The 24,503-nt window shown below is 33.6% G+C and carries 23 protein-coding genes and 1 pseudogene; 3 read left to right on the forward strand and 21 right to left on the reverse strand.

All coding sequences use genetic code 11. The features are described from left to right. Positions 1-95 precede the first annotated feature (95 nt). The 7 genes from CLV00_RS00995 to recR all read right to left on the reverse strand — a co-directional run bounded on the left by CLV00_RS00995 (position 96) and on the right by recR (position 8,927). Positions 96-1,379 (reverse strand): nucleotide sugar dehydrogenase, encoded by a 1,284-nt coding sequence (locus CLV00_RS00995; protein ID WP_099713426.1) that lies wholly within the window; start codon positions 1,377-1,379, stop codon positions 96-98. A gap of 501 nt (positions 1,380-1,880) precedes the next feature. Next, positions 1,881-2,345, reverse strand: coding sequence for a UpxY family transcription antiterminator (locus tag CLV00_RS01000; protein WP_099713427.1), 465 nt, complete (start codon positions 2,343-2,345; stop codon positions 1,881-1,883). 143 nt (positions 2,346-2,488) lie between these two features. Further along, positions 2,489-3,880: a UDP-glucose 6-dehydrogenase gene (locus CLV00_RS01005; protein ID WP_099713428.1), complete on the reverse strand. Its 1,392-nt coding sequence runs from the start codon at positions 3,878-3,880 to the stop codon at positions 2,489-2,491. Positions 3,881-3,951: 71 nt separating this feature from the next. After that, on the reverse strand, positions 3,952-4,935 hold the full coding sequence (locus CLV00_RS01010; protein WP_099713429.1) for an SDR family oxidoreductase: 984 nt from the start codon (positions 4,933-4,935) through the stop codon (positions 3,952-3,954). Between the two features lie 24 nt (positions 4,936-4,959). Continuing rightward, positions 4,960-7,428 (reverse strand): polysaccharide biosynthesis tyrosine autokinase, encoded by a 2,469-nt coding sequence (locus tag CLV00_RS01015; RefSeq protein ID WP_099713430.1) that lies wholly within the window; start codon positions 7,426-7,428, stop codon positions 4,960-4,962. Between the two features lie 15 nt (positions 7,429-7,443). After that, positions 7,444-8,235, reverse strand: coding sequence for a polysaccharide biosynthesis/export family protein (locus CLV00_RS01020; RefSeq protein ID WP_099713431.1), 792 nt, complete (start codon positions 8,233-8,235; stop codon positions 7,444-7,446). A 71-nt stretch (positions 8,236-8,306) separates the two neighbouring features. Then, a complete protein-coding gene (gene recR / locus CLV00_RS01025; protein WP_099716183.1) occupies positions 8,307-8,927 on the reverse strand; it encodes a recombination mediator RecR in 621 nt (206 codons plus the stop codon). A gap of 99 nt (positions 8,928-9,026) precedes the next feature. Between recR and CLV00_RS01030 the strand changes: the two genes are divergently transcribed. After that, positions 9,027-10,535 (forward strand): sodium:solute symporter, encoded by a 1,509-nt coding sequence (locus CLV00_RS01030; RefSeq protein WP_099716184.1) that lies wholly within the window; start codon positions 9,027-9,029, stop codon positions 10,533-10,535. A 107-nt stretch (positions 10,536-10,642) separates the two neighbouring features. On the opposite strand, the gene CLV00_RS01035 is transcribed toward CLV00_RS01030, so the two are convergent. Further along, positions 10,643-11,008 carry a CoA-binding protein gene (locus CLV00_RS01035; protein ID WP_099716185.1) on the reverse strand — a complete coding sequence of 122 codons (366 nt, stop codon included), beginning with the start codon at positions 11,006-11,008 and terminating at the stop codon, positions 10,643-10,645. 148 nt (positions 11,009-11,156) lie between these two features. Here CLV00_RS01035 and CLV00_RS01040 point away from each other — a divergent pair, with 148 nt between their 5' ends. Then, positions 11,157-11,786, forward strand: coding sequence for a MarC family NAAT transporter (locus CLV00_RS01040; protein WP_099713432.1), 630 nt, complete (start codon positions 11,157-11,159; stop codon positions 11,784-11,786). Positions 11,787-11,845: 59 nt separating this feature from the next. Here the strand turns inward: CLV00_RS01040 and ctlX are convergent, their stop codons facing one another. The 4 genes from ctlX to eno all read right to left on the reverse strand — a co-directional run bounded on the left by ctlX (position 11,846) and on the right by eno (position 16,569). Then, positions 11,846-12,781, reverse strand: a complete 936-nt coding sequence (ctlX, locus tag CLV00_RS01045) for a citrulline utilization hydrolase CtlX (RefSeq protein ID WP_099713433.1) — start codon at positions 12,779-12,781, stop codon at positions 11,846-11,848. Positions 12,782-12,857: 76 nt separating this feature from the next. Further along, positions 12,858-13,772 (reverse strand): dimethylarginine dimethylaminohydrolase family protein, encoded by a 915-nt coding sequence (locus tag CLV00_RS01050; protein ID WP_099713434.1) that lies wholly within the window; start codon positions 13,770-13,772, stop codon positions 12,858-12,860. Between the two features lie 64 nt (positions 13,773-13,836). Then, entirely contained in the window at positions 13,837-15,120 is a 1,284-nt protein-coding gene (locus CLV00_RS01055; RefSeq protein ID WP_099713435.1) for a citrate synthase, read from the reverse strand. A 156-nt stretch (positions 15,121-15,276) separates the two neighbouring features. Next, entirely contained in the window at positions 15,277-16,569 is a 1,293-nt protein-coding gene (gene eno, locus CLV00_RS01060) for a phosphopyruvate hydratase (protein ID WP_099713436.1), read from the reverse strand. A 427-nt stretch (positions 16,570-16,996) separates the two neighbouring features. Here eno and CLV00_RS16505 point away from each other — a divergent pair. Next, a pseudogene (locus tag CLV00_RS16505) lies at positions 16,997-18,304 on the forward strand (erythromycin esterase family protein). Between the two features lie 79 nt (positions 18,305-18,383). Here the strand turns inward: CLV00_RS16505 and carA are convergent. From carA to secY, 9 genes are all read right to left on the reverse strand, one after another. Continuing rightward, positions 18,384-19,484 (reverse strand): glutamine-hydrolyzing carbamoyl-phosphate synthase small subunit, encoded by a 1,101-nt coding sequence (carA, locus tag CLV00_RS01070; protein WP_099713437.1) that lies wholly within the window; start codon positions 19,482-19,484, stop codon positions 18,384-18,386. Positions 19,485-19,800: 316 nt separating this feature from the next. Next, positions 19,801-20,286, reverse strand: a complete 486-nt coding sequence (gene rplQ / locus CLV00_RS01075) for a 50S ribosomal protein L17 (protein ID WP_099713438.1) — start codon at positions 20,284-20,286, stop codon at positions 19,801-19,803. Between the two features lie 31 nt (positions 20,287-20,317). Next, positions 20,318-21,310 (reverse strand): DNA-directed RNA polymerase subunit alpha, encoded by a 993-nt coding sequence (locus CLV00_RS01080; RefSeq protein WP_039110214.1) that lies wholly within the window; start codon positions 21,308-21,310, stop codon positions 20,318-20,320. A gap of 21 nt (positions 21,311-21,331) precedes the next feature. Then, on the reverse strand, positions 21,332-21,937 hold the full coding sequence (gene rpsD, locus CLV00_RS01085) for a 30S ribosomal protein S4 (protein WP_099713439.1): 606 nt from the start codon (positions 21,935-21,937) through the stop codon (positions 21,332-21,334). Between the two features lie 91 nt (positions 21,938-22,028). Beyond that, complete coding sequence (gene rpsK, locus CLV00_RS01090; protein ID WP_024981527.1) at positions 22,029-22,412, reverse strand: 30S ribosomal protein S11; 384 nt, start codon at positions 22,410-22,412, stop codon at positions 22,029-22,031. 8 nt (positions 22,413-22,420) lie between these two features. After that, positions 22,421-22,795, reverse strand: coding sequence for a 30S ribosomal protein S13 (gene rpsM, locus CLV00_RS01095; protein WP_091203660.1), 375 nt, complete (start codon positions 22,793-22,795; stop codon positions 22,421-22,423). Positions 22,796-22,797: 2 nt separating this feature from the next. Then, positions 22,798-22,914: a type B 50S ribosomal protein L36 gene (gene ykgO, locus CLV00_RS01100; protein WP_008992256.1), complete on the reverse strand. Its 117-nt coding sequence runs from the start codon at positions 22,912-22,914 to the stop codon at positions 22,798-22,800. A gap of 12 nt (positions 22,915-22,926) precedes the next feature. Beyond that, on the reverse strand, positions 22,927-23,142 hold the full coding sequence (infA, locus tag CLV00_RS01105; protein WP_007136545.1) for a translation initiation factor IF-1: 216 nt from the start codon (positions 23,140-23,142) through the stop codon (positions 22,927-22,929). Between the two features lie 3 nt (positions 23,143-23,145). Then, complete coding sequence (secY, locus tag CLV00_RS01110; protein WP_099713440.1) at positions 23,146-24,492, reverse strand: preprotein translocase subunit SecY; 1,347 nt, start codon at positions 24,490-24,492, stop codon at positions 23,146-23,148. Positions 24,493-24,503 lie beyond the last annotated feature (11 nt).

Consider the following 24,503-nt stretch of genomic DNA (forward strand, 5'->3'; position numbering starts at 1 on the left):
CGAGATTCACTGTTCGAGAATCATTGTCTGTTATACGCATTCCCCTCTTGAGAGGGGCTAGGGGTGTGTTTTTAATTATAACACAAACTGATATTTTACAACCTCCCATCCACGTCATCACCCAAAACTCCTTTTACATCATACAACAAACTAGTAGTATTTTGTAATACGGATAAATCTAAATCTAAAAATTGGCTATGTGCCACTCCTAAAACGACCGCGTCAAATTTCTGAGTCGGAACTAAATTTGTTGTAACTAAATTATATTCTTTTTGCACTTCCAATGGATTCGCTAAAGGATCGTAAGTCGTCACTGTAATTCCATAATCTGTTAAAGCGGCTATTACATCTACAATTTTTGTGTTGCGAACATCTGGACAATTTTCTTTGAAGGTAATTCCTAGCATTAAAACTGTAGCTCCATTAACCGAAATTCCTTTTTTAATCATCAACTTCACTACTTGTGAAGCTACATATTCGCCCATACTATCATTCAATCGCCTTCCGGCTAAAATAATTTCAGGGTGATAACCAAATTCTTGTGCTCGTTGAGCCAAGTAATAAGGATCTACCCCAATGCAATGACCTCCAACTAAACCGGGTTTAAAAGGCAGGAAATTCCATTTGGTTCTCGCTGCTTCTAAAACGGCTTGCGTATCTATATTCATCAAATTGAATATTTTAGCCAACTCGTTTACAAAAGCAATATTGATGTCACGCTGAGAGTTTTCGATTACTTTGGCAGCTTCGGCAACCTTGATAGATGGTGCCAAATGTGTACCTGCAGTAATAACTGACTTATATAATTCATTTACTTTTTGGCCAATCTCGAAAGTTGAGCCTGAAGTGATTTTTAAAATTTTCTCAACTGTATGTTCTTTGTCTCCCGGATTAATTCTTTCAGGAGAATAACCCGCGAAAAAATCTACATTAAATTTCAATCCAGAAATACGCTCTAAAACAGGTACACATTCTTCCTCAGTTACCCCAGGATAAACGGTAGATTCATAAATAACGATATCTCCTTTTTTTAAAAATGCACCAACAGTTTCGCTGGATTTATATAATGGAGTTAAATCTGGGCGGTTATTTTTATCAACCGGAGTAGGCACCGTAACAATATAATAATTACAATCTGCAATATCATTAACATCAGTAGTACAGTACAAACCAATAGCATCACTTGGCTGCTCCAATAACACTTTTTGCAAGGTAACGTCATCTACTTCAAATGTAGTATCAGTACCTGATTTTAATGAACCAACCCTAGATTGATTGATGTCAAATCCAACAACAGCATGTTTGGTGGCAAACAATCTTGCCAATGGCAAACCTACATAACCCAAACCAATTACAGCTATTTTTGTATTAGAATCCATTTTTTAAACAATTATAAGTAACTATCGTTAACTTTATTACACTGCTTCGCATTTCACACTCACAGAAATGAGCTGAAAACAGAATAATTTAAGAGGGCAAATATAGGTACAATATGCCGATTTTTCATCTATTATTTACCTCTCAAAATACTACTATGCTTTCACAAAAACCAAGCACAAACATAAACAACTAAAAATCAACAATAAACGCTTTAAAAACCAATTAAACTACCTCAAAAAAATCACCTAAATAGGTGATAAAACACACACAAAAGAGATCTTAAACTAACCCTTATAAAATCGAAACTAATAGTGACATTTATAAGACTGAAAGTGCAATAAATTATTTAAATATAAAAATTACTGCTAATTCCGAATCCATATTTATTTTAAAAACACGAAAGCCTAGCTCAATTGAGCTAGGCTTTCGTGTTTTTAAAAATCATAGACAATTATAGAAGGCACCTAATATCAACTACTCAAAAAATGTGAGAATGGCTATTATTTATACTTCATTTTTAAGACGCAACCCAACGATTCCAAAACCAATACGTAATGGGTATTAGTAACCTCTTGAACAATTGCTTTTTGATTTGAAAATGGTCCGGAATCTAATTGTATTGAATCTCCAATTTGAAAAGAAAGTACTGAAACATCATTACCCTCAGAGGGATCCAGCCATTTCTTTATAGTACTGATCTCTTCATCACGAACTATAGCTGGTTTTCCTAACCAAAACAAATAACGCACCACTCCAACAGATTGAAATACTGCATTTCTTTCCGAATCTGGCAGTTGAACAAAAACATAGGAATTAAAAAGCGGGACTTCTACTTTTTTCTTTCTATCTGACCATTGCCTAACTTGTACAATCAAAGGACAATAGCACTCTATTCCTTTATTTCTTAATTGTTCTGCAACTTTTTTCTCCCATTTGGGCTTTGTATAAACTACATACCAATTCATCTTATATTTTGTATTACGCTAATAGTTTTAGTGTCATTGAACGAAACAAACTTCTGGATGAGACAATAAGTCTCCACTTTATTCATAATAACACTTTAACTCTGTCTCTTTGTTATTTTTGCTTCTTTACAATCTGTTTTTTTTTAGGAACCTATAGCCTGATATACAAAACCTATAGCTCTTAATTCTGATGCATTCAACAAGTTTCTACCATCAAAAACAAAAGCAGGTTTTTGCATGGAATCGTATATCTTTTGCCAATCATAATTAATAAATTCATCCCATTCAGTGAGTACTGCTATAGCATGAGCATTATGGCATGCATCATAAGGATTATCAAAAGAACTAACACTATTTACATTTAACTCAGCACTTCTGGTTTCTAAATAATTTAAATCGTTAATAATCTTTTTATTAGATACCTTGGGGTCGTATACAGCAATTTTTGCATGTTCATTTATCAAATCATCTGCAACATAAATAGCAGCAGATTCTCTAGTGTCATTCGTATCTTTTTTGAAAGCCCAACCAAGAAAGGTTATTTTTTTATCAGAAACCGTATTGTAAAGTGTTTGAACTATATTGTTCGAAAAACGTCTTTTCTGATGATCATTCATTATAATTACCTGCTCCCAATAATCAGCAACTTCATGTAATCCATATGATTTTGCGATGTAAACCAAATTTAATATGTCTTTTTGAAAACAAGAACCACCGAATCCAACTGAAGCTTTCAGGAATTTTGATCCAATTCTGCTATCCATTCCTATAGCTTTCGCCACTTCATTTACATCTGCCCCAGTTTTTTCACAAAGCTCAGACATTGCATTAATTGATGAAATTCTTTGTGCCAAAAATGCATTAGCAGTCAGTTTTGATAACTCTGATGACCATAAATTAGTAGTTAATATTTTCTCAGACGCGACCCAATTCGAATACACATCAACAAGTGCCTGTATCGCTTTTTGCCCTTCTTCTGAAGGATCGCCTCCAATTAAAATTCTATCCGGATTCAATAAATCCTGAACAGCAGTCCCTTCAGCCAAAAACTCCGGGTTAGAAAGAATTTGAAACTGAACGCCATTTCCGGTATTGTCTAAAATACTTTTTATTGCTTCAGCTGTTCTAACAGGAAGTGTAGATTTTTCAACTACAATTTTGTTGTCTTTAGCTACTCTGGCAATTTGTCTCGCACACAATTCAATATACTTCAAATCAGCTGCCATCCCCTTCCCTTTTCCATAGGTTTTTGTAGGCGTATTTACTGATATAAAAATAATCTGTGCTTCGTCGATTGCTTTGTCCACTTCAGTGGAAAAAAATAGATTTCTGCCTCTTGCCTCACCAACAATTTTATCTAATCCAGGCTCATAAATGGGAATATTATCTGTATTTTCATCGTTCCAAGCTGCTATACGTTCTTCATTTAAGTCTACTACAGTAACTTGTATTTGTGGGCATTTTTGAGCTATAACTGCCATCGTTGGGCCACCTACATATCCAGCTCCAATGCAACAAATTTTTGTGATTTTCATTTATTCAAATTTTAATTTGCAAATATATTTTAATTTATTGTGATCTTTTTTCTTAATAAATAAAATACTTTTTACCTAAGATTATTCCAATACCATTCAACTGCTTCTTTCAATCCTTCTTGCATCGAATATTTTGGATTATAACCCAATAATAATTTAGCCTTCTCAATACTTGCCAAAGAATGTGGAATATCACCAGCCCTATTAGGGCCGTATTCTATGGCAACTGCCGCAATTTTTGGATCATATTCTGCCAAAAATTCCTTTAAATAATCTACTAAATTATTCAACGTATTCCTGTCTCCATAGGCAGTATTGTATACCGTGTTTATTGCCTCTGGATTTTTTGTCAGCATAGCCAACTCATTCATTTGAATCACATTATCGATGTAAGTAAAATCACGAGAGTAATTCCCATCTCCATTTATCTTTGGACTTTCTAATTGCATCAATTGCATTACAAATTTGGGAATGACCGCTGCATAAGCTCCGTTTGGATCTTGCTTTCGACCAAAAACATTAAAATAACGCAACCCGATTGTCTCTAAACCATAGGTTCTGCTAAAAATTTCAGCATAGAGCTCATTTACATATTTTGTAATTGCATATGGAGACAGCGGCTTTCCAATTACCGCTTCAACTTTAGGCAAAGCTTCTGAGTCACCATAGGTAGAAGAACTTGCCGCGTAAATAAATCGTTTAACTTTTGCATCCCTTGACGCCACTAACATGTTCAAAAAACCGGAGACATTTACATCATTTGTAGTAACTGGATCATTAATAGATCTAGGTACAGAACCCAAAGCAGCCTGATGTAAAACATAATCTACTCCTTGTACTGCATTTTGACATTCAATAGCATTACGAATATCGCCTTCTATTAAACGAAAATTCGGATGATTTATAAAGTCTTTTAAATTATGTCTATATCCAGTTGCAAAATTATCAAAACAAACAACCTCATACTCTTTAGACAAAAAATATTCACAAAGATTAGAACCGATAAATCCTGCACCTCCTGTAATTAAAACGGAACTTTTTGTTTCTGCTTGCATCTGTTTTTATTTTAAAACAATCAATTACTTAATTTGTTTTTTCAAAATTTTCTGTGCTATTCTTTGATAAATACTTTTAGTTTTACCTTCTTCATAGTATCCATTTGCATACGTACCATAGCCATAGCCGTATCCATAACCGTACCCATAACCAGTACCATATTTTGCTTTATTCTCTAAACCATTCAAAATAATACTGGTATTATTCAACTCTCCGCGTTTCACTCTGTTGTTTAACAGCGTAATCATATCTTTTTTAGTAAAATTCTGTCTTACTATATATAAGGTAACATCACAATATTGGGCTAACTCCAAAGCATCTGACACCAAACCAACTGGAGGCGTATCCAAAACAATATAATCGTATTTTTTCTTTAACTCTCCTATCAATTCTCCCATTCCTTCACTCATTATCATTTCAGCAGGATTTGGAGGAATTGGCCCTGACAAAATAACATCTAGAAAAGGTATGTGTGTATGATTTATGATTTCGTCAATCGTTTTTTGTTTAATCAGATAATTTACTACCCCAACTTCATTCGACAAATTAAATTCAGTAGAGAGTTTTGGTTTTCTTAAATCTAAACCAATAACCACTGTTTTTTTCTCGCTAAGTGCAAATACCGTAGCGATATTTATAGAACAAAATGTTTTCCCTTCACCACTCACCGAAGAGGTGATCATTAGTGTCTTTGCTCCATCTAAATTTTGTTGCTTATAGAGAAACTGAAGAGAAGAACGAATGGCTCTAAAGGACTCAGATAAAGCTGATTTTGGCTTATCATAAACAGCTAAATTGGTATTCTCTTTATTGACTCCAACAACACCTAATAAAGGAATTTTTGTCATCTTACTAATATCCTCAGCATTCTGAATCGAATTATTGATAAAGAAAACTGCAAATACAAAAACTAACGGAAAAAGTATCCCCAGAAATAAAGCCAATACATAATTAACTGATGTTTTTGGTCCTATAAGTCCTCCGCCAACATCCTTAGCGGGATCTATAAAATGAACATCTGATAAATTTGCCGCCTTAACAATGTCTGCTTCGCTTCTTTTTTGAAGAAAAGTGCTGTAAATATTATCACTTAAATCATATTTTCTTTTAATTTTAATAAGCTCTTGCTGATCCTCTGGAAGTTGCTTTATTGTACTTTCAGTTTCATTTATTTTGCTGCTCACCATAGCTAAATCATACTGAAGAGAAGTCTTTGCTGTTGCTATATTCTCTAATAAAACATTTTTGACAGCCTCCATTTGATTGTCAAAATCCTTAAATATTTTATCACTCTTTACAGCATAAGCCATTTCAGATCTTTGTGTAGACAATGCAATTAATTTTGAAACATTTACTACAATATTTGGATCTTCTATTCCTGCAACCGAAGGTGCGGGAAGTTTAGCATAGTTTACACTGTTTTTTAAATATGCTTTCAAAGAATTATAATATGCCATTTTGCGATTAACCTCGTCTTTTTTGACATCAAATTCTAAAATCTTTTCAGAAAATTTAGCTCCACCTTCTTCTATATCGTATATATTCTTACCTTTTCTAAAGCTTTTTAGCTCATTCCCAGTTTCCTTAAGTTGGGATTCCATCGTTACTAATGTACTATCTATAAAGGCAATAGTATTGGTCGCAAACTGGTTTTTACTATCTAACTGCCTTTTGATAAGCATTTTAACAGTTGCATTCAAATACTCAACCATTCTCGCTTTATTAGTTCCCTGCATACCTAAGGTAATTATAGAACCGCCTTTATCATCTGACCTTACGCTTATTCCTTTATACCCTGATACTGTTCCGTTAAAATCATTAAACTGCACAAAGTATTCATTTCCTTTATAGAAACCTGGATTTTCATTTATTTGCAACTTCCAATTTAAAAAGGGCAAAGAAACTTTTTCGCCAACCTTATACCTTTTTACAAAATCTCCTGTTGCTACTGCTGTATTACTGTATGAATTATCAGAATACGTAATTATAGAAACATTTTGGCTCTGAAACGGAATTCTAATTTCATATGTGTTTTCACTTATAAACTTAATACCTATTAAAGTTCCTGCCAGTTGCCCTTTCGATTTATCAATATTTACATAAAAAGGAACTGATCCATAAGCATCTACCAAATTATATTCACCTTGAACTAAGTAATTAATATAATATTGTAATTTATCAACAACCAGCTCATTGTGAGATCTGGACTGCAAAGTCGTTGATATGGTCTGAACCTGATCTGAAGTTCCTCCCCAATTAAAGACCAAGCTGGTATTTGAGGTAAAAAGCGGATTGCTTTCTTCTTTTACAGAAATAAGTGTTTCCATACCGTAAATTTTTTCTTTACGAATATTCACCTGATAAGCAATCGTGAAAGTGATTAATAAACTTATTAAAAACCACTTCCAATAACTTCCGATTTTTATTAAGAAACCCTTGAAGTCAAAGCTTACTTGGTTTTCAAAAATCGAAAAATCTTTTATATCTAACATTTTTTGAGCGCTGTTTTAATTTTTTAATAGTAAAAAAGTGGTTGTAGCTAAAGACAACAATGTAATGATTGTCCCCAAAGATTCTATCCCTGTCTTTCCGGTTCCCCAAGTTTTTTGCTTCAATGGTTTTACATAAATATAATCATTTGGCTGTAAATAAAAATAAGGTGATTGCATCACATTTATATCGGTAAGATCTAAATCATGCATTTGAACTCCAGTTGGTGTTTTTCGCATAATTGTAACTGCCTTTCTATCTCCAGTAATAGTAATATCTCCAGAATTAGCAATAGCTTCCATAATGGTTACCTGCTCTTGAAACAAAGTTTTAGTTCCTGTACTCCCAATTTCTCCATTAATAACATATCTAAAACCTGCTAATTTAACCGTTACAAAAATATTAGCCTCCTTATTAAAATACTCTGCTAATAATTGCTTTTCAACTCTAACCCTAATTTCATCCAGCGTATAACCGATGACATTTAGTTCTCCCAAAACAGGAATTCTTATATTTCCATGATCATCCACTGTAAAACCGTCAAAATACAATCCTGACTCTGATTTACCTCCAGCACCTCCATCATTTGAAGGACTAAAAATAGCAACTAATTTAGGATCTATTGCTTTTATGGTAATACTCAAAACGTCATTAGTTTGCAATCGGTATGGTTTTGACTCAACTGCCGCAATCATAGTTTCACCATCTGAATTATTCTTTTTCTGAAGGTAAATTAAATCTTGAGTTGAAATACAAGAAGAAAACAACACACTAATAAACAACAACAAATAGAGTACGGACTTGCTCATTTTCAATATTTTTAACGACAAATATAGCTTTTCATTTACTATTTAAAAAGCATCGCTATTCATTAAATGGATTAATTATTTTTAAAAGACTTTTCAAAAGGCACTCTTTGCAAAATACTTCTTCCCAAGGTAACTTCATCAGCATATTCCAGCTCATCTCCTACAGAAATCCCTCTTGCAATTGTTGACATGATTATTTCACAATCAGCGATTTGTTTATAGATATAAAAATTGGTGGTATCGCCCTCCATTGTAGAGCTTAACGCAAAAATTATTTCGTTGACACTACCTGATTTTACTTTATCGACCAATGTAGTAATGTTCAACTGACTGGGACCAACACCATCAATAGGGGAAATTTTACCTCCCAAAACATGATAAATACCTCTAAACTGACCTGTATTTTCAATTGCCATAACATCCCGAATATCCTCAACAATACAAATGATTTGGTGATTTCTACTCTGATTAGCACAAATTTCACACAGTATACTATCCGAAATATTATGACAACTATTGCAATATTTAATATCCTCACGCATAGCAACTAGGGCTTGAGATAAAAAACCTGTTTGCTCTTTTGGCTGTTTTAGCAAATGCAATACCAATCGCAGCGCAGTTCGTTTACCAATTCCCGGCAACTGAGACATTTCGTTAACTGCTTTTTCTATAAGTTTTGAAGAAAATTCCATAACAGCAAAAGTAGTTAATTTGTCCCGAACGTTCGGGATAGATAATTTGAAAATTTGAAGATTATTTATGTAATTTGGTCCAAACAATTTTTATACAAAATGACTCCCAGCACCATTCTAATACTTATAATCGTTTATTTTGGAATTTTATTTTACATCTCTCATGCTGTAAGCAAAAAAGACAGCGGAAACGATGCTTTTTTTAAAGCCAATAAAAACTCCAAATGGTACTTAGTTGCTTTTGGAATGATTGGAACGGCACTTTCCGGAGTGACTTTTATTTCAGTACCGGGAGAAGTTGGCTCTCCAAATGGGGAACAATTCAAGTATTTTCAGTTCGTACTAGGCAATGCTATTGGTTTCGTCATTATTGCAAAAGTACTGCTACCACTATATTATCGGATGAATCTAACTTCGATTTATGGTTATATCGAACATCGACTAGGGATTTATTCCTATAAAACCGCCGCAACTATTTTCTTGATTAGCCGAACCATTGGATCTGCATTCAGATTGTATCTTGTTGTGATTGTTTTGCAACGTTTTGTTTTTGACTTTTACGGAGTTCCATTTGCAGTAACGGTTTTAATTTCGCTGGCTTTGATATTTGCTTATACCTATCGAGGCGGATTGAAAACCATTATTATTACTGACACTTTGCAAACTTTTTTCTTGGTCACTTCGGTTTTCTTGACAATTTTCTTTATTTGCAGAAGTTTAAACCTTAATATTTTTGAAGCTTTTGAAGAAGTAAAAAATAGTAATTATTCAAAAGTATTTTTCTTTGAAGATTTCATATCGAGTAAGTTTCATTTTGTAAAACAAATTCTGGGAGGAATTTTTGTTACTATTGCCATGGTAGGTTTGGATCAGGATTTAATGCAGAAAAACCTGAGTTGTAAGAACATTGGCGAAGCTCAAAAAAACATGTTTACGTTCACTGGAATATTTGTACTTATCAATATTTTTTTCCTCAGCGTAGGTGCTTTACTTTATATTTATGCCACTAAAAACGGAATTGAAGTTCCAACTGATTTAGTTACCGGAAAACCCAGAACCGATTTGCTATTTCCCGAAATAGCCTTTAACCATTTAACACTAATTCCATCCGTTATTTTCTTGTTGGGATTAACGGCCGCAACTTTTGCCACAACGGATTCCGCGTTAACAGCGCTAACAACTTCGTTTTGTGTGGATTTTTTAGGAATGGATAAAGTAGAAAATCTAGCGAAACCAAATGTAGTACGAACTAGACATTTTGTTCATATTGCCTTTTCGTTCCTAATGTTTCTGGTGATTATTTTCTTTAATGCCATCAATGACAGCTCTGTTGTAGGAATGATTTTTAGGGTTGCATCCTATACGTATGGTCCACTTTTAGGGTTGTATTGTTTTGGATTGTTTGTAAAATCAAAAACAGTCAAAGACAAATTTGTTCCGATTATATGCTTATTATCTCCGGCAGTAACTTACTTTATCAGTGAAAATTCTAAAGCATTATTTTTTGGATATGTTTTCGATAACGAATTGATTATCGTAAACGGGCTAATCACTTTTCTTGGATTGTTAATGATTAGCAAGAAAGCGACTTCTGGAACACGATTTTAGTTTTAGCCCAGATAGAAGTGAAAATCCTTTTATAAAGCTGGAAGCCTTTTGAAAGCTTCCAGCTTTATAAAAGATTGCAACGGATAGCTGGAATAGCTCCAAAAAAACTAATATTGATTTGTTGCCAACATAACCAATGTACACCCTATCTCGACTTTGATGTCATTTAATTTCAACAATTGATAGAACTCAGGATTCTCAGTTCCTGGATTAAAAATAACACGTTTTGGTTGTGCCTCAACGATATAATTATAGTAATCACGCTGACGCAAAGGATTTAGGTACAGCGTAACCGTATCGATATTTTTTAGTGGAATAGCTTTGGTCTGGATTTTTATTCCGGCTACTTCACCCGCGTTTTGACCGATAGCAAGAACTGAATGTCCTTTATCAACCAGTTTTTCAATCGCTATGAAAGAATATCTAGCAGGTTTTGTTGAAGCTCCAAGAACTAGCGTTTTTTTATTTTTTATCATTTTCTGTAATTATATTTTGCAAAAGTAATGAAAAAAGACCCATGAGTTTAGCAATTATCAGGTTTAGTTATAAAAGTAAGAAAAAACATTACGCTAACATTAAAAAGTAAAAAAAGAGTACTTTTACACTATCAAAAAACAAAATATGGATCTATTTATTTATCTGTTTGTCGCACTTTTTTCGGTATTAAATCCTATTGGAACCGTTCCTATCTTTGTAGGACTGACCCAAAATGACACTAAAAAGGAGCGTTCCAGAATTTCTTTATGGACGGCGATAAATGTATTTATCATCCTTATCGTCTCGTTTTTTATTGGACAATATGTATTACTTTTTTTTGGAATCAGTATTGATGCACTAAGAATTGCTGGCGGAATTATTATTGTGAGTTCTGGATTTTCCTTGCTTTCAGGAAAGTTTAATAAAAAGAGAGGTATCAATAAAAAGGCAGAAACTGATGCACAAAAAAGGAATGATATTGCCTTGACTCCGCTTGCAATCCCTATGCTTGCAGGTCCTGGTTCTATTTCTTTACTTATCGCATTTTATCAGGAACACAATACAAGTATGGAGATCATCATTTCTTCAATTGCTATTCTTGCCATTGCAGTTGCTATTTTTATCATCCTAAAAAGCGCCCATTATTTAGCAAAAATACTTGGAGCATCTGGAATTGTTGCGATATCCAGAATTGTAGGTTTCATTGTAATTGCGATAGGAATACAATATATCGTGAGTGCAATTATCAATATTATAAAAGGGAATCTATCCTAAATTAAAACCAAAAAAAAAAAAAAAAACGGATAAGATTCAGAATCTTATCCGGTTTTTTTTTAATTTCTAGGCAAGAAAATTTCTGCCATCATACATCTGGCGCTTCCTCCGCCACAAGCTTCAATTGTATCTAAACTTGAACTCAAAATTTCAGCATGTTTTTCTAATTGTTCCATTTGTTTTGGAGTCAAACTTTGATGTGCAGCTGCGCTCATAACTAAATACCGTTTGTCATTTGCTCCACGAACTTCAAGCATATTACCCGCAAAATTATTCATTTGGGCCTCAGTAATCAAAATGATTTCTTTTCCGTTTTCTTTTAGATTATCCAAAACCATTTTGCGTTCTTTTTTATCATCGATACAATCTGCACAAATGACTGCAAAAGTTTCTCCCAAGCACATCATCACATTGGTATGGTAAATCAGTTTTCGTTCTGAATCAACAGTTTGAAAAGCTTCAAAAATTACTGGTGCATAATCAAAATCTTCACAGAATTCGATAAATAATTCTTCATCGGCTCTGGGAGATAATGCGCAGTACGCTTTTGCGTTGGCTCTGTCCAAAAGCAAACTTCCTGTTCCTTCCAAGAAAAAACCATCTTCCTCAGCCGATGTATAATCTACAATATTGTTAATCACGAAACCTTTATCTTCCAAGATATCCAGAATATCTTCGCGACGTTCCTGCCTTCTGTTTTCTGCAAACATTGGATATAAAGCCACATCTCCATTCTCATGAAAAGAAATCCAGTTGTTCGGAAAAATACTGTCCGGCGTATCTGGATTCAATGTATCATCAACAACAGTAACATCAACACCTGCTGCTGTAAGTTTTTCGACAAAAGCATCAAATTCTTGTTGCGCTTTAGCATTTACAGTTGCAGGCAAAAGTCCGTCTAATACTTTTTGGTAATAATTATTAACTGCCGTTTGTTCGTTCATTCTAAACGCAACCGGGCGAATCATCAATATGGAATTTGTTGTTTGTTTCATATTATTTTTAGTTTAATGTTTAACAGTTTAAAGTTTAATGTTGGGCAACGTTAAACTTTAAACCCTAAACAAATATTTAATCTCTAATTAAAGGTAAGGTAGAACACCGTAATAATCCTTCTTGTTTTGCAATTTCTGCGTATGGAATCTCTTCGACTACAAAACCGTTTGCACGCAACCAATTGTTAAGCCTGGTAAAATTTCTTTCTGAAACGACAACATTTGTATCAATAGAAAAAACATTGGAATTCATATTGTACATTTCTTCTCTGGTAATATGAAATAGGTTTTCTTTTCCAAAAAGATTTACCAAAAACAAATAATCTGCTTCTTCACGGAATCCATTTTTGTAGATAATCCCTTTATCGTTACCTACCGGCTGAAAACAACAATCTAAATGCAATGCATTGTCGCGGGCTTCAATTTTAGATTTTACCAAATCAAATTCTTTAACAATTTTATTTGGGAACAAATCCTTAATATATTGCACTCCTTGCACATTCGTTCGTGCAGTAATATAATCTTTGTAATCACTGCCTTTATAGGTTCCAATAAAAATATAATCGTTCCACAACATCACATCACCACCTTCTATGTGAACTTCCTCTGGAGGTCGCACCACTTTTTTAGGATTAATTTGGTCAATTATATATTGAATAGCATCTAATTCTCGCTCTCTATCCGGCAAAATATTTGATTTCACAAAAACATCATCAATTACAAAACCAATATCTCTTGTAAATATCTGATTGTAATTTTCAATCATTTCCGGACGATAAACGGTCACGTTATATTTTTTCAGCACAGTATTGAATGCTTCCATTTCGTTTACCATGTCTTTCTCCTGCGGATAAGTGCCTGCTAAAATATGTTCTAATGATTTTGGATCATAGGCATCTTCAACCTTTGGCGTAGGTCCATTATTGACTGCTGAACCCAGAACTACGGCTCTAAGTCTCGAAGTTTCATTCTTTATATTTAACTCTAACATGTATTTTAGCTTTTGGCAAATATAAAAAAAGCTTCACTAATTAGTGAAGCTTTTTAAACTGATTTTATCTTTTATCTGTTGGTACAAAATCCCTCAAAGGGTGACCCGTATAAACTTGCCTTGGCCTTCCGATAGGCTCCTTATTTTCACGCATTTCTTTCCATTGTGCGATCCAACCCGGTAAACGTCCTATTGCAAACATTACAGTAAACATATCGGTAGGAATTCCTAAAGCTCTATAAATAATTCCAGAATAGAAATCTACATTAGGATATAAATTTCTTGATTTGAAATACTCATCTTCTAAAGCTGATTCTTCTAGTTTCTTAGCAATTGCAAGAATTGGATCTTCAACTCCTAAAGTTGATAAAACTTCATTAGCTGCTTTTTTGATGATTTTTGCTCTTGGATCAAAATTTTTGTAGACTCTATGACCAAAGCCCATCAATCTGAAAGGGTCATTCTTGTCTTTGGCTTTAGCCATATATTTATCAGCATCTCCACCATTTCTATGGATTTCTTCTAACATTTCAAGAACTGCTTGATTTGCTCCTCCGTGTAATGGACCCCAAAGCGCAGAAACTCCAGCAGATATTGAAGCAAATAATCCTGCATGAGAAGAACCAACCATTCTAACTGTAGATGTAGAACAGTTTTGTTCATGATCTCCGTGAAGAATAAATAATTTATCTAATGCATCAATTACTACAGGATTTGCAGTGTAAGGTTCTGTAGGCAATTCAAACATTAAACGCATGAAGTTCTCTACATAACCTTTAGTATTATCGTAATAATTCAAAGGATAGCCCATGCTTTTTCTATACGTCCAAGTTGCTATAACAAGGAATTTACCCATAGTTTTACACACAGCCTCATACATTTCTTTTTCGTTCTCAACATTTACCGACTTTGGGTTGAATGCTGTTAATGCACTTGTCAACGCAGCTAAAACACCCATTGGATGAGCTGTTTTAGGAAAACCATCAATGATGTTTTTCATTTCTTCATTGACCAAAGTGTATTTTCTAATATCAGTTTCAAATTGTGCTAACTGATCAACAGTAGGCAACTCCCCGAAAATTAAAAGGTATGATACTTCTAGAAAATCTGCTTTTTCAGCTAAATCCTCAATTGAATATCCTCTATAACGAAGGATTCCAAGCTCTCCATCTAAAAAAGTAATATCACTTTTACAAGAACCTGAATTTTTATAACCTGGATCAAGTGTAATTACACCTGATAAATCACGTAATTTGTTAATATCAATGGCAACTTCATTTTCACTTCCTACAATGATCGGCAGTTCAAATTTTTTACCATCAATTTCTAATGTTGCTATTTTTGACATAATATAATTGAAAATAAACTTTTAAAATAATAATTTATCAAATCTAGGGAATTAAACACTAATTAAAAAGAGAATAACACAATGAAATTGTTAAATATTATAAAAAAAAGCCACTCACAAAACGTGAATGGCTTTAAATAAAAATATCGTAAGAAATTATTTGATTTTGAAAGCATTTTTACCAGGAAAATAAGCTGTATTTCCTAATTCTTCCTCAATTCTTAATAATTGATTGTATTTCGCCATACGATCAGAACGAGATGCTGAACCTGTTTTTATTTGACCACAGTTCAAAGCTACTGCTAAATCTGCAATTGTATTATCTTCTGTCTCTCCTGAACGGTGTGACATTACTGAAGTGTAACCCGCATTTTTAGCCATATTAACAGCTGCAATAGTTTCAGTCAAAGTTCCAATTTGGTTTACTTTAATAAGGATTGAATTAGCAATTCCTTTTTCGATACCAGTAGACAAACGTGTTACATTAGTAACAAATAAATCATCACCTACTAATTGTACTTTATCTCCAATTTTCTCTGTAAGTAATTTCCATCCATCCCAGTCATTTTCATCCATTCCATCTTCAATAGAAATGATAGGGTATTTAGCTACTAATTCAGCTAAATATTCTACTTGTTCAGCAGAAGATCTCACTTTACCAGTTTCTCCTTCAAATTTAGAATAATCGTATTTTCCATTTACGTAAAACTCAGCAGAAGCACAATCCAAAGCAATCATGATTTCATCTCCAAAAGTATATCCTGCAGTTTCAACAGCTTTTTTGATAGTATCTAAAGCGTCTTCAGTTCCTCCAGCTAGATTTGGTGCAAAACCACCTTCATCACCTACTGCTGTAGAAAGTCCTCTATCGTGTAACACTTTTTTCAAGCTATGAAAAATTTCAGTTCCCATTTGCATTGCATGTGAAAAAGAAGTTGCTTTCACAGGGAAAATCATGAATTCTTGAAACGCGATAGGCGCATCAGAATGTGATCCTCCATTGATGATATTCATCATTGGAACCGGCAATGTATTTGCAGAGACACCACCTACGTATCTGTATAAAGGCAATCCTAATTCATTAGCAGCAGCCTTTGCTACAGCTAGTGAAACACCTAAAATTGCATTTGCTCCTAAGTTTGATTTATTTGGAGTGCCATCTAAATCAATCATCATTTGATCAATTAGATTTTGTTCGAAAACTGAAACACCAACAAGTTCTTCAGAAATAATGGTATTCACATTTTTCACAGCATTCAAAACTCCTTTTCCAAGAAATGCTTTTCCTCCATCACGTAACTCAACTGCTTCATGCTCTCCTGTTGAAGCTCCAGATGGTACTGCTGCTCTTCCTAAAACACCATTGTCTGTAATTACATCTACTTCTATTGTAGGATTTCCTCTTGAATCGAAAATTTGTCTTGCGTGAATTTTGATAATAATACTCATATACTAAAATTTTAAATTTTAAAATACAAATATATTCTATCTTTTTGAATGATTTTATGAAAATAATGAATGTTATTAACGAAAACGTTATAATTTTTTGGCAAACAAAACATTTAAGCTATTTTAAGAATTTATTTTTACATTATCTGTTATTTTTTTCAATTCCTTTAAAATCTAATTCAGGAAATGCGTGCTACATTAACTAAAAATTAATGACACTTACTTAAGCATAAAATCAATTGATTTCAGCAAACAAATCAACACAAATAGCCTCATTATAAATTATATACATTAAATTTATACAGCTTTTTTAAAACCAAAAAATCCACGTACTATTACAGCATTCCAGATTAGCAATTTTTATAATTCAATTTCTAAATTAAAAAATAAATATGTGATGGAAGCTTTAAAAAACCTTAACAATTTAATGAATTCTAGTGAAATTGTAGCATTATTGAATAAAACGGCTTCTTCATTGGAAAATTCAACAGATTTAGACCCACTAATAGACTATATAGGAGATGCAAAATATGTCCTTTTAGGTGAAGCGTCACATGGCACACATGAATATTATACATGGAGAGCTAAAATAACACAACGACTCATTCAGGAGAAAGGATTTTCATTTGTAGGAGTCGAAGGAGATTGGCCGGATTGCTATCGTTTAAATCGGTATGCAAAAGGATATTTAGATTCCGAGAAAGATATTTTTAGCGTTATGAATGAGTTTAAAAGATGGCCTACTTGGATGTGGGCAAATTGGGAAACAGCAGCATTCATAGATTGGCTCAAGGTATATAACGAAAGCCTTTCTGCTGATAAAAGAATAGGATTTTACGGATTGGATGTATACAGTTTTAGGGAATCTATGAATTCGATCATTCAATATTTAGAAAAAAATGATCCAAAAGCACTTGCAGTTGCAAAAACAGCTATGAAATGTTTTGAACCCTAAAATAAAGACGATGGGCAATCTTATGCCAGAGCCTCTTCATACGTTCCAGAATTATGCGAGAAAGAAATCCTGCACATGCTTACGGAAATCATTAAAAATGTACCCAATTACAACCATGATACAGAAAATGTTTTAAGCACAGAACAAAATGCATTTATTGCCAGAAATGCCGAAAAATATTATCGCGCCATGATAAAAAGAGGATCTGCCTCATGGAACATTAGAGATGAACACATGGTCTCAACTATAAAACGACTTATGAAATTTCATGGAAAAGATGCTAAAATTATTGTTTGGGAACACAACACCCACATTGGCGATGCCCGTGCTACAGAAATGGCTTCCGAAGGAATGGTAAATGTAGGACAGCTAATGAGAGAACAACATTTGAATGATGGAGTTGTCGCGGTAGGATTTGGCTCCTATAAAGGAAGTGTCGTTGCCGGCAGAGAATGGGGTGATTCGATGCGAAAAATAAAAGTTCCCGAAGCAGTTGTGGGCAGTTGGAAACATGCTTTTCATCTTGCTGGCAATGGCAAAAACAAATTATTATTAATGAATAAAGTAAAGGATGAAGAATGTCTTTCATCTTATATAGGACATCGTGCAATAGGAGTTGTCTACAATCCTGAACACGAAAGATTCGGAAATTATGTTCCCACAATATTACCAAAAAGATACGATGCTTTTATTTTTCTAGACGAAACAAGTGCATTACATCCCATACACATACAGCCAGACGGAAACCAAATTCCGGAAACATATCCTTTTGGAATGTAATTGTAATTAAAAAAAGGGTTTGACTTTTAATTAAGTCAAACCCTTTTTATTACTATTTAATTTTGAAATTTATTCTAATTTATCCTTTTATGTTCTCTATAAATTGATCAAACAAATAAGAAGAATCATGTGGTCCTGGACTTGCTTCCGGATGGTATTGAACTGAGAAACAATTTTTGTTTTTAATTCGCATACCTGCAACCGTTCCATCATTTAGATGAAGATGAGTAATCTCTAAATCAGGATGATTATCCAGTTCTTCCTTATTAACAGCAAAACCATGATTTTGAGAAGTTATTTCTCCTTTTCCGGTAATGATGTTTTTTACAGGATGGTTGATCCCTCTGTGACCATTAAACATTTTATAAGTAGAAATTCCGTTTGCTAAACCAATAACTTGATGTCCTAAACAAATTCCGAATAAAGGCTTGTCATTTTCAAGGATTTCTTTTGCAACTTGAATAGCTCCAGAAAGTGGTTCCGGATCACCAGGTCCATTAGATAAAAAGTATCCATCTGGATTAAATGCTGCTAAATCTTGGTACGAAGAATCAAAAGGAAATACTTTGATGTAGCAATCTCTTTTGGCAAGATTACGAAGGATATTCGTTTTAATCCCTAAATCAAGCGCCGCAATTTTATAAGTTGCATTTTCATCTCCAAAAAAGTAAGGTTCCGTGGTAGAAACTTTAGAAGCTAATTCTAAACCTTTCATGTCTGGAACTTTTGCCAATGCAATTTTTAGTTCTTCTATTGAAGTTTCATCAGTACAAATGACTGCATTCATAGCGCCATTGTCACGAATATAACTTACTAGCGCACGTGTGTCTACGTCAGAGATACAGATTAGGTTTTGCTTGATAAAATAGTCTTCTAAACTCCCTGAAGCATCTTCACGAGAATAATTGAAGCTAAAGTTTTTACAAACCAATCCCGCTATTTTAATACTTTCTGATTCAACTTCTGAATCATTTACCCCATAATTTCCAATATGGGCATTGGTGGCTACCATTAATTGACCAAAATAAGATGGGTCAGTGAAAATTTCTTGGTAACCTGTCATTCCAGTGTTAAAACAAACTTCTCCAAAAGTGGTTCCACTTATCCCAATAGATTTTCCATGGAATATGGTTCCGTCACTTAATAAAAGAATTGCTTTTTGTCGTGTTGTATATTTCATTCTTTGATTTCTATTATTTTTTTAATAGTCTCATGGAACTCGCAAAGCTAGTTTCATCTGTAGTTAAATATTGTGCAAATTTAATCCTTTAAAGCAATGGATGCAAGTTTTTGAAATTTATTGTAAAATAAAAACATTCTAATCTAGCCCTGATGGGAACGGCATCCTTTTGCTTTTCTTTAAAAGCAAAAGATACAGTGGACAGCAGGAAGATGCGCAATTAAATCCCAAGGTTTTTGCTCCAAAAAAAACCAAAAAAAAAGGATAAACTAGTACTAGCTTATCCTTGATTTTTATTGAATGATTATTTTCATAATTACTCAGCAGTGTCTGTAGTTGTTTCAGTTTCAGCAGCTGGAGCTTCAGTAGCTTCATCTTTCTTAGCTTTTCCACCACGACGGCTTTTTGCTTTTTTAACTTCTTTTTTACCACCATTGTAAAGTTCATTGAAATCTACTAATTCGATCATTGCCATATCAGCATTATCTCCTAAACGATTTCCAACTTTAATGATACGAGTGTATCCACCTGGACGGTCTCCTACTTTAGCAGCTACGTCTCTGAACAAGTCAGTTACGGCATATTTGCTACGTAAGTAAGCAAAAACGATACGACGATTGTGAGTCGTATCAGCTTTAGATTTTGTTATAAGCGGCTCAACGAATTGTTTAAGCGCTTTTGCTTTAGCGACAGTAGTGTTAATACGTTTGTGCTCGATAAGAGAACAAGCCATATTAGCTAACATAGATTTTCTATGTGCAGTCTGTCTGCTTAAGTGATTGAATTTTTTTCCGTGTCTCATTGCTATGTAAATTTAAACCTTGCGGCTTAGATTATTCTTTATCTAGTTTGTATTTTGCTAAATCCATACCGAAGTTCAAATTTTTAACTGCAACAAGTTCATCTAGTTCAGTTAAAGATTTTTTACCGAAATTACGGAATTTCATTAGGTCATTTTTATTGAACGATACTAAATCACCAAGTGTATCAACTTCAGCCGCTTTCAAACAATTTAGTGCTCTTACAGAAAGATCCATATCAACAAGCTTAGTTTTAAGCAATTGTCTCATATGTAATGATTCTTCATCATATGATTCTGTTTGTGCAATTTCGTCAGCCTCGAGTGTAATTCTTTCGTCAGAGAACAACATGAAATGGTGAATTAAAACTTTTGCAGCTTCAGTAAGGGCATCTTTTGGATTGATAGAACCATCAGTTTTTATTTCAAAAACTAATTTTTCGTAATCTGTTTTTTGCTCTACACGGAAGTTTTCAATGGCATATTTTACATTTTTTACCGGAGTAAAAATTGAATCTGTAAAAATAGTTCCAATTGCAGCATTCTGTTTTTTGTTCTCTTCAGCAGGAACATATCCTCTACCTTTTTCGATCGTTAAATCAAAATTAAGTTTGATTTTACTGTCTAAATTACAGATAACTAGTTCTGGATTCAAAACTTGAAAACCTGAAATAAATTTTTGAAAATCACCAGCTGTTAATTGGTCTTTACCTGAAACAGAAATAGTAACTGATTCATTATCGATATCTTCAATTTGACGTTTGAAACGTACTTGTTTAAGATTAAGGATAATTTCGGTAACGTCTTCAACAACTCCTGAAATAGTAGAAAACTCATGATCTACACCTTCAATGCGAACAGATGTAATTGCATAACCTTCTAATGCTGAAAGCAAAACTCTTCTAAGTGCATTACCAACGGTCAATCCGTAACCTGGTTCTAAAGGTCTAAATTCAAATTTACCTTCAAAATCGGTTGAATCGATCATGATAACTTTATCGGGCTTCTGAAAATTAAATATTGCCATAAATTTCGACTAAGTCAATTATTATTTGTTGTACAACTCTACGATTAATTGTTCTTTAATGTTTTCTGGGATTTGAAGTCTCGCAGGTACAGAAACGAAAGTACCTTCTTTGATATCATTATTCCAAGTAATCCATTCATAAACATGACTTGAATTAGATAAAGAACGTTCGATAGCTTCTAATGATTTAGACTTTTCACGAACAGCAACTTTATCACCAGGCTTAAGGTGGTAAGAAGGAATATTAACCACTTCACCATTTACAGTAACGTGTCTGTGAGAAACGATTTGACGAGCACCTCTTCTAGAAGGAGCAATACCCATTCTGAAAACAACGTTATCTAATCTTGCTTCACACAATTGTAATAAAACTTCACCAGTAACTCCTTTAGTAGCTGATGCTTTTTCGAATAAATTTCTGAATTGTTTTTCTAATATTCCGTAAGAATATTTAGCTTTTTGCTTTTCCATTAACTGGACAGCATATTCAGATTTTTTTCCTCTTTTTTTAGCCATCCCGTGTTGTCCGGGTGGGTAATTTCTTTTTTCGAAAGCTTTATCGTCTCCGAAAATTGCCTCGCCAAATTTACGAGCAATTCTTGTACTTGGACCAGTATATCTTGCCATTTTAAATTGTTTAAGGTAGAGATTATGAATTCAGGTCTTATCCTTCGATAATCTATATTCTACCTAGGTTATACTATAAATATTTTGAGTACTAAACTCTACGTCTTTTAGGAGGACGACATCCATTGTGAGGCATTGGAGTAACATCGATAATCTCTGTAACTTCAATTCCACCGTTATGCAAAGAACGAATAGCAGACTCACGTCCGTTTCCTGGTCCTTTTACATAAACTTTTACTTTTTTAAGTCCAGCTTCAAGAGCTACTTTACTACAATCTTCTGCTGCCATTTGGGCTGCGTATGGAGTATTCTTTTTAGAACCTCTAAAACCCATTTTACCAGCTGAAGACCAAGAAATAACTTCACCTTTTTTGTTTGTCAAAGAAATGATGATATTGTTAAAAGTAGCAGAAATATGAGCTTCTCCCGTTGATTCAACGATAACTTTACGTTTTTTTGCAGTTGCTTTAGCCATATTACTTATTATTTAGTTGCTTTTTTCTTGTTGGCAACAGTTTTTCTCTTACCTTTTCTTGTTCTAGAGTTGTTTTTAGTTCTTTGTCCTCTTAATGGAAGACCAGTTCTATGACGGATACCTCTATAACATCCAATATCCATTAAACGTTTGATGTTTAAAGAAACTTCAGAACGTAATTCTCCTTCAATTTTAAAAGTTGATACCGCCTCACGAATTGCTCCGATCTCGTCATCATTCCAATCTTGAACTTTTTTATCTTGGCTAACTTGAGCTTTTTCTAAAATCTCAACAGCTCTACTTTTTCCTAATCCGAAGATATAGGTAAGTGCTATAACACCTCTCTTATTTTTTGGGATATCTACCCCTGCTATTCTTGCCATAACTATCCTTGTCTTTGTTTAAATCTAGGATTCTTTTTGTTTATTACGTACAATCTCCCTTTTCTTCGCACAATTTTGCACTCGGGACTTCTCTTTTTTACTGAAGCTCTAACTTTCATTTTGAATATCCTTTAATATCTATAAGTAATTCTTGCTTTTGACAAATCGTAAGGGCTCATTTCTAGTTTCACTTTATCACCAGGTAATAATTTGATGTAATGCATACGCATTTTTCCAGATATATGTGCGATTACAATATGTCCATTTTCTAACTCTACACGGAACATTGCATTTGACAATGCCTCAATGATTGATCCGTCTTGTTCTATTGCTGATTGTTTTGCCATAAGTTAAGCTACTGCTTTTCTATTTTTACCACTCTTCATCAAACCATCATAATGTTTATTCAACAAGTATGAATTAATTTGCTGCATTGTGTCTATGGCAACTCCAACCATAATTATTAATGAAGTACCTCCAAAAAACATTGCCCAAGATTGTTGAACATCCATAAGACTCACAACAATTGCTGGGAACACAGCTATCAAAGCAAGAAATAAAGATCCTGGAAAAGTTATCAAGGACATCACTTTGTCAAGATAATCAGAAGTTTCAACTCCTGGTCTGATACCTGGAATAAAACCACCACTTCTCTTTAAATCATCAGACATTTTGTTAGTAGGAACTGTGATTGCAGTATAAAAGAAAGTAAATACAATTATTAAAGTTGCAAATACAAAGTTATACCAAAATCCAAACATATTACTAAAAGCGCCAACGATTGATTGTGATGCATCTGATTTAGACAAACCTGCTAAGGCTGCTGGAATAAACATAATTGCTTGCGCAAAAATTATTGGCATAACCCCAGAAGCATTAAGCTTCAAAGGAATCCATTGTCTGTTTCCACCCAACATGTCTTGTTCAAAATCACCTGATGTTGTACGACGTGCATATTGAACAGGAATCTTCCTGATCGCCATAACCAATAACACACAACAAATGATAACTAATAACCAAATGATAATTTCAATAACTAACAACATTGGTCCACCATTATTATTGGTAACTCTTGTTGTAAACTCTTGAATAAAAGCCTGAGGTAATCTAGCCAAAATTCCAACCATGATTAACAAAGAAATACCATTTCCAATTCCTTTATCAGTAATTTTTTCTCCTAACCACATGGCAAAAATTGTCCCTGTAACTAAAATAACTACTGAAGAAAATAAGAATTCAAATGAATTGAATCCCAATAAAAATGCATTACTAGGTAATGTTCTATATAAATTATAGATATAAGTTGGACCTTGAACTAAAGTAATTCCTATTGTCAACCAACGAGTAATTTGATTAATCTTTTTTCTACCGCTTTCTCCGTCACTTTGAAGTTTTTGCAAATAAGGAATCGCAATTCCCATTAACTGAACAACAATTGAAGCAGAAATATAAGGCATAATCCCCAAAGCAAAAACAGAAGCTTGAGAGAATGCACCTCCAGTAAACATGTCAAGAATTGAACCAATTCCTTCTTTAGTTTGCCCAGCTAAATTACCTAACTGTGTAGCATCAATACCTGGCAGGGTTACTTGAGCCCCAAAACGATAAACTAAAAGCAAACCCAATGTTATTAGGATTCTATTTTTCAGTTCTTCGATTTTCCAAACATTACTTATTGATTCAATAAATTTCTTCATATTAATTGAAA

This window comes from Flavobacterium sp. 11, assembly GCF_002754315.1.
Taxonomy (GTDB): domain Bacteria; phylum Bacteroidota; class Bacteroidia; order Flavobacteriales; family Flavobacteriaceae; genus Flavobacterium; species Flavobacterium algoritolerans.

Coding starts and splice junctions, on each gene's coding strand:
- infA (WP_007136545.1), bottom strand. CDS start 23,142: ATGGCAAAACAATCAGCAATAGAACAAGACGGATCAATCATTGAGGCA.
- rplQ (WP_099713438.1), bottom strand. CDS start 20,286: ATGAGACACGGAAAAAAATTCAATCACTTAAGCAGACAGACTGCACAT.
- CLV00_RS01000 (WP_099713427.1), bottom strand. CDS start 2,345: ATGAATTGGTATGTAGTTTATACAAAGCCCAAATGGGAGAAAAAAGTT.
- CLV00_RS01055 (WP_099713435.1), bottom strand. CDS start 15,120: ATGTCAAAAATAGCAACATTAGAAATTGATGGTAAAAAATTTGAACTG.
- CLV00_RS01015 (WP_099713430.1), bottom strand. CDS start 7,428: ATGTTAGATATAAAAGATTTTTCGATTTTTGAAAACCAAGTAAGCTTT.
- ykgO (WP_008992256.1), bottom strand. CDS start 22,914: ATGAAAGTTAGAGCTTCAGTAAAAAAGAGAAGTCCCGAGTGCAAAATT.
- CLV00_RS01005 (WP_099713428.1), bottom strand. CDS start 3,880: ATGAAAATCACAAAAATTTGTTGCATTGGAGCTGGATATGTAGGTGGC.
- CLV00_RS01050 (WP_099713434.1), bottom strand. CDS start 13,772: ATGTTAGAGTTAAATATAAAGAATGAAACTTCGAGACTTAGAGCCGTA.
- CLV00_RS01040 (WP_099713432.1), top strand. CDS start 11,157: ATGGATCTATTTATTTATCTGTTTGTCGCACTTTTTTCGGTATTAAAT.
- rpsD (WP_099713439.1), bottom strand. CDS start 21,937: ATGGCAAGATATACTGGTCCAAGTACAAGAATTGCTCGTAAATTTGGC.
- CLV00_RS00995 (WP_099713426.1), bottom strand. CDS start 1,379: ATGGATTCTAATACAAAAATAGCTGTAATTGGTTTGGGTTATGTAGGT.
- CLV00_RS01020 (WP_099713431.1), bottom strand. CDS start 8,235: ATGAGCAAGTCCGTACTCTATTTGTTGTTGTTTATTAGTGTGTTGTTT.
- recR (WP_099716183.1), bottom strand. CDS start 8,927: ATGGAATTTTCTTCAAAACTTATAGAAAAAGCAGTTAACGAAATGTCT.
- rpsM (WP_091203660.1), bottom strand. CDS start 22,795: ATGGCAAGAATAGCAGGGGTAGATATCCCAAAAAATAAGAGAGGTGTT.
- eno (WP_099713436.1), bottom strand. CDS start 16,569: ATGAGTATTATTATCAAAATTCACGCAAGACAAATTTTCGATTCAAGA.
- CLV00_RS01030 (WP_099716184.1), top strand. CDS start 9,027: ATGACTCCCAGCACCATTCTAATACTTATAATCGTTTATTTTGGAATT.
- ctlX (WP_099713433.1), bottom strand. CDS start 12,781: ATGAAACAAACAACAAATTCCATATTGATGATTCGCCCGGTTGCGTTT.
- secY (WP_099713440.1), bottom strand. CDS start 24,492: ATGAAGAAATTTATTGAATCAATAAGTAATGTTTGGAAAATCGAAGAA.
- CLV00_RS01010 (WP_099713429.1), bottom strand. CDS start 4,935: ATGCAAGCAGAAACAAAAAGTTCCGTTTTAATTACAGGAGGTGCAGGA.
- carA (WP_099713437.1), bottom strand. CDS start 19,484: ATGAAATATACAACACGACAAAAAGCAATTCTTTTATTAAGTGACGGA.
- rpsK (WP_024981527.1), bottom strand. CDS start 22,412: ATGGCTAAAGCAACTGCAAAAAAACGTAAAGTTATCGTTGAATCAACG.
- CLV00_RS01080 (WP_039110214.1), bottom strand. CDS start 21,310: ATGGCAATATTTAATTTTCAGAAGCCCGATAAAGTTATCATGATCGAT.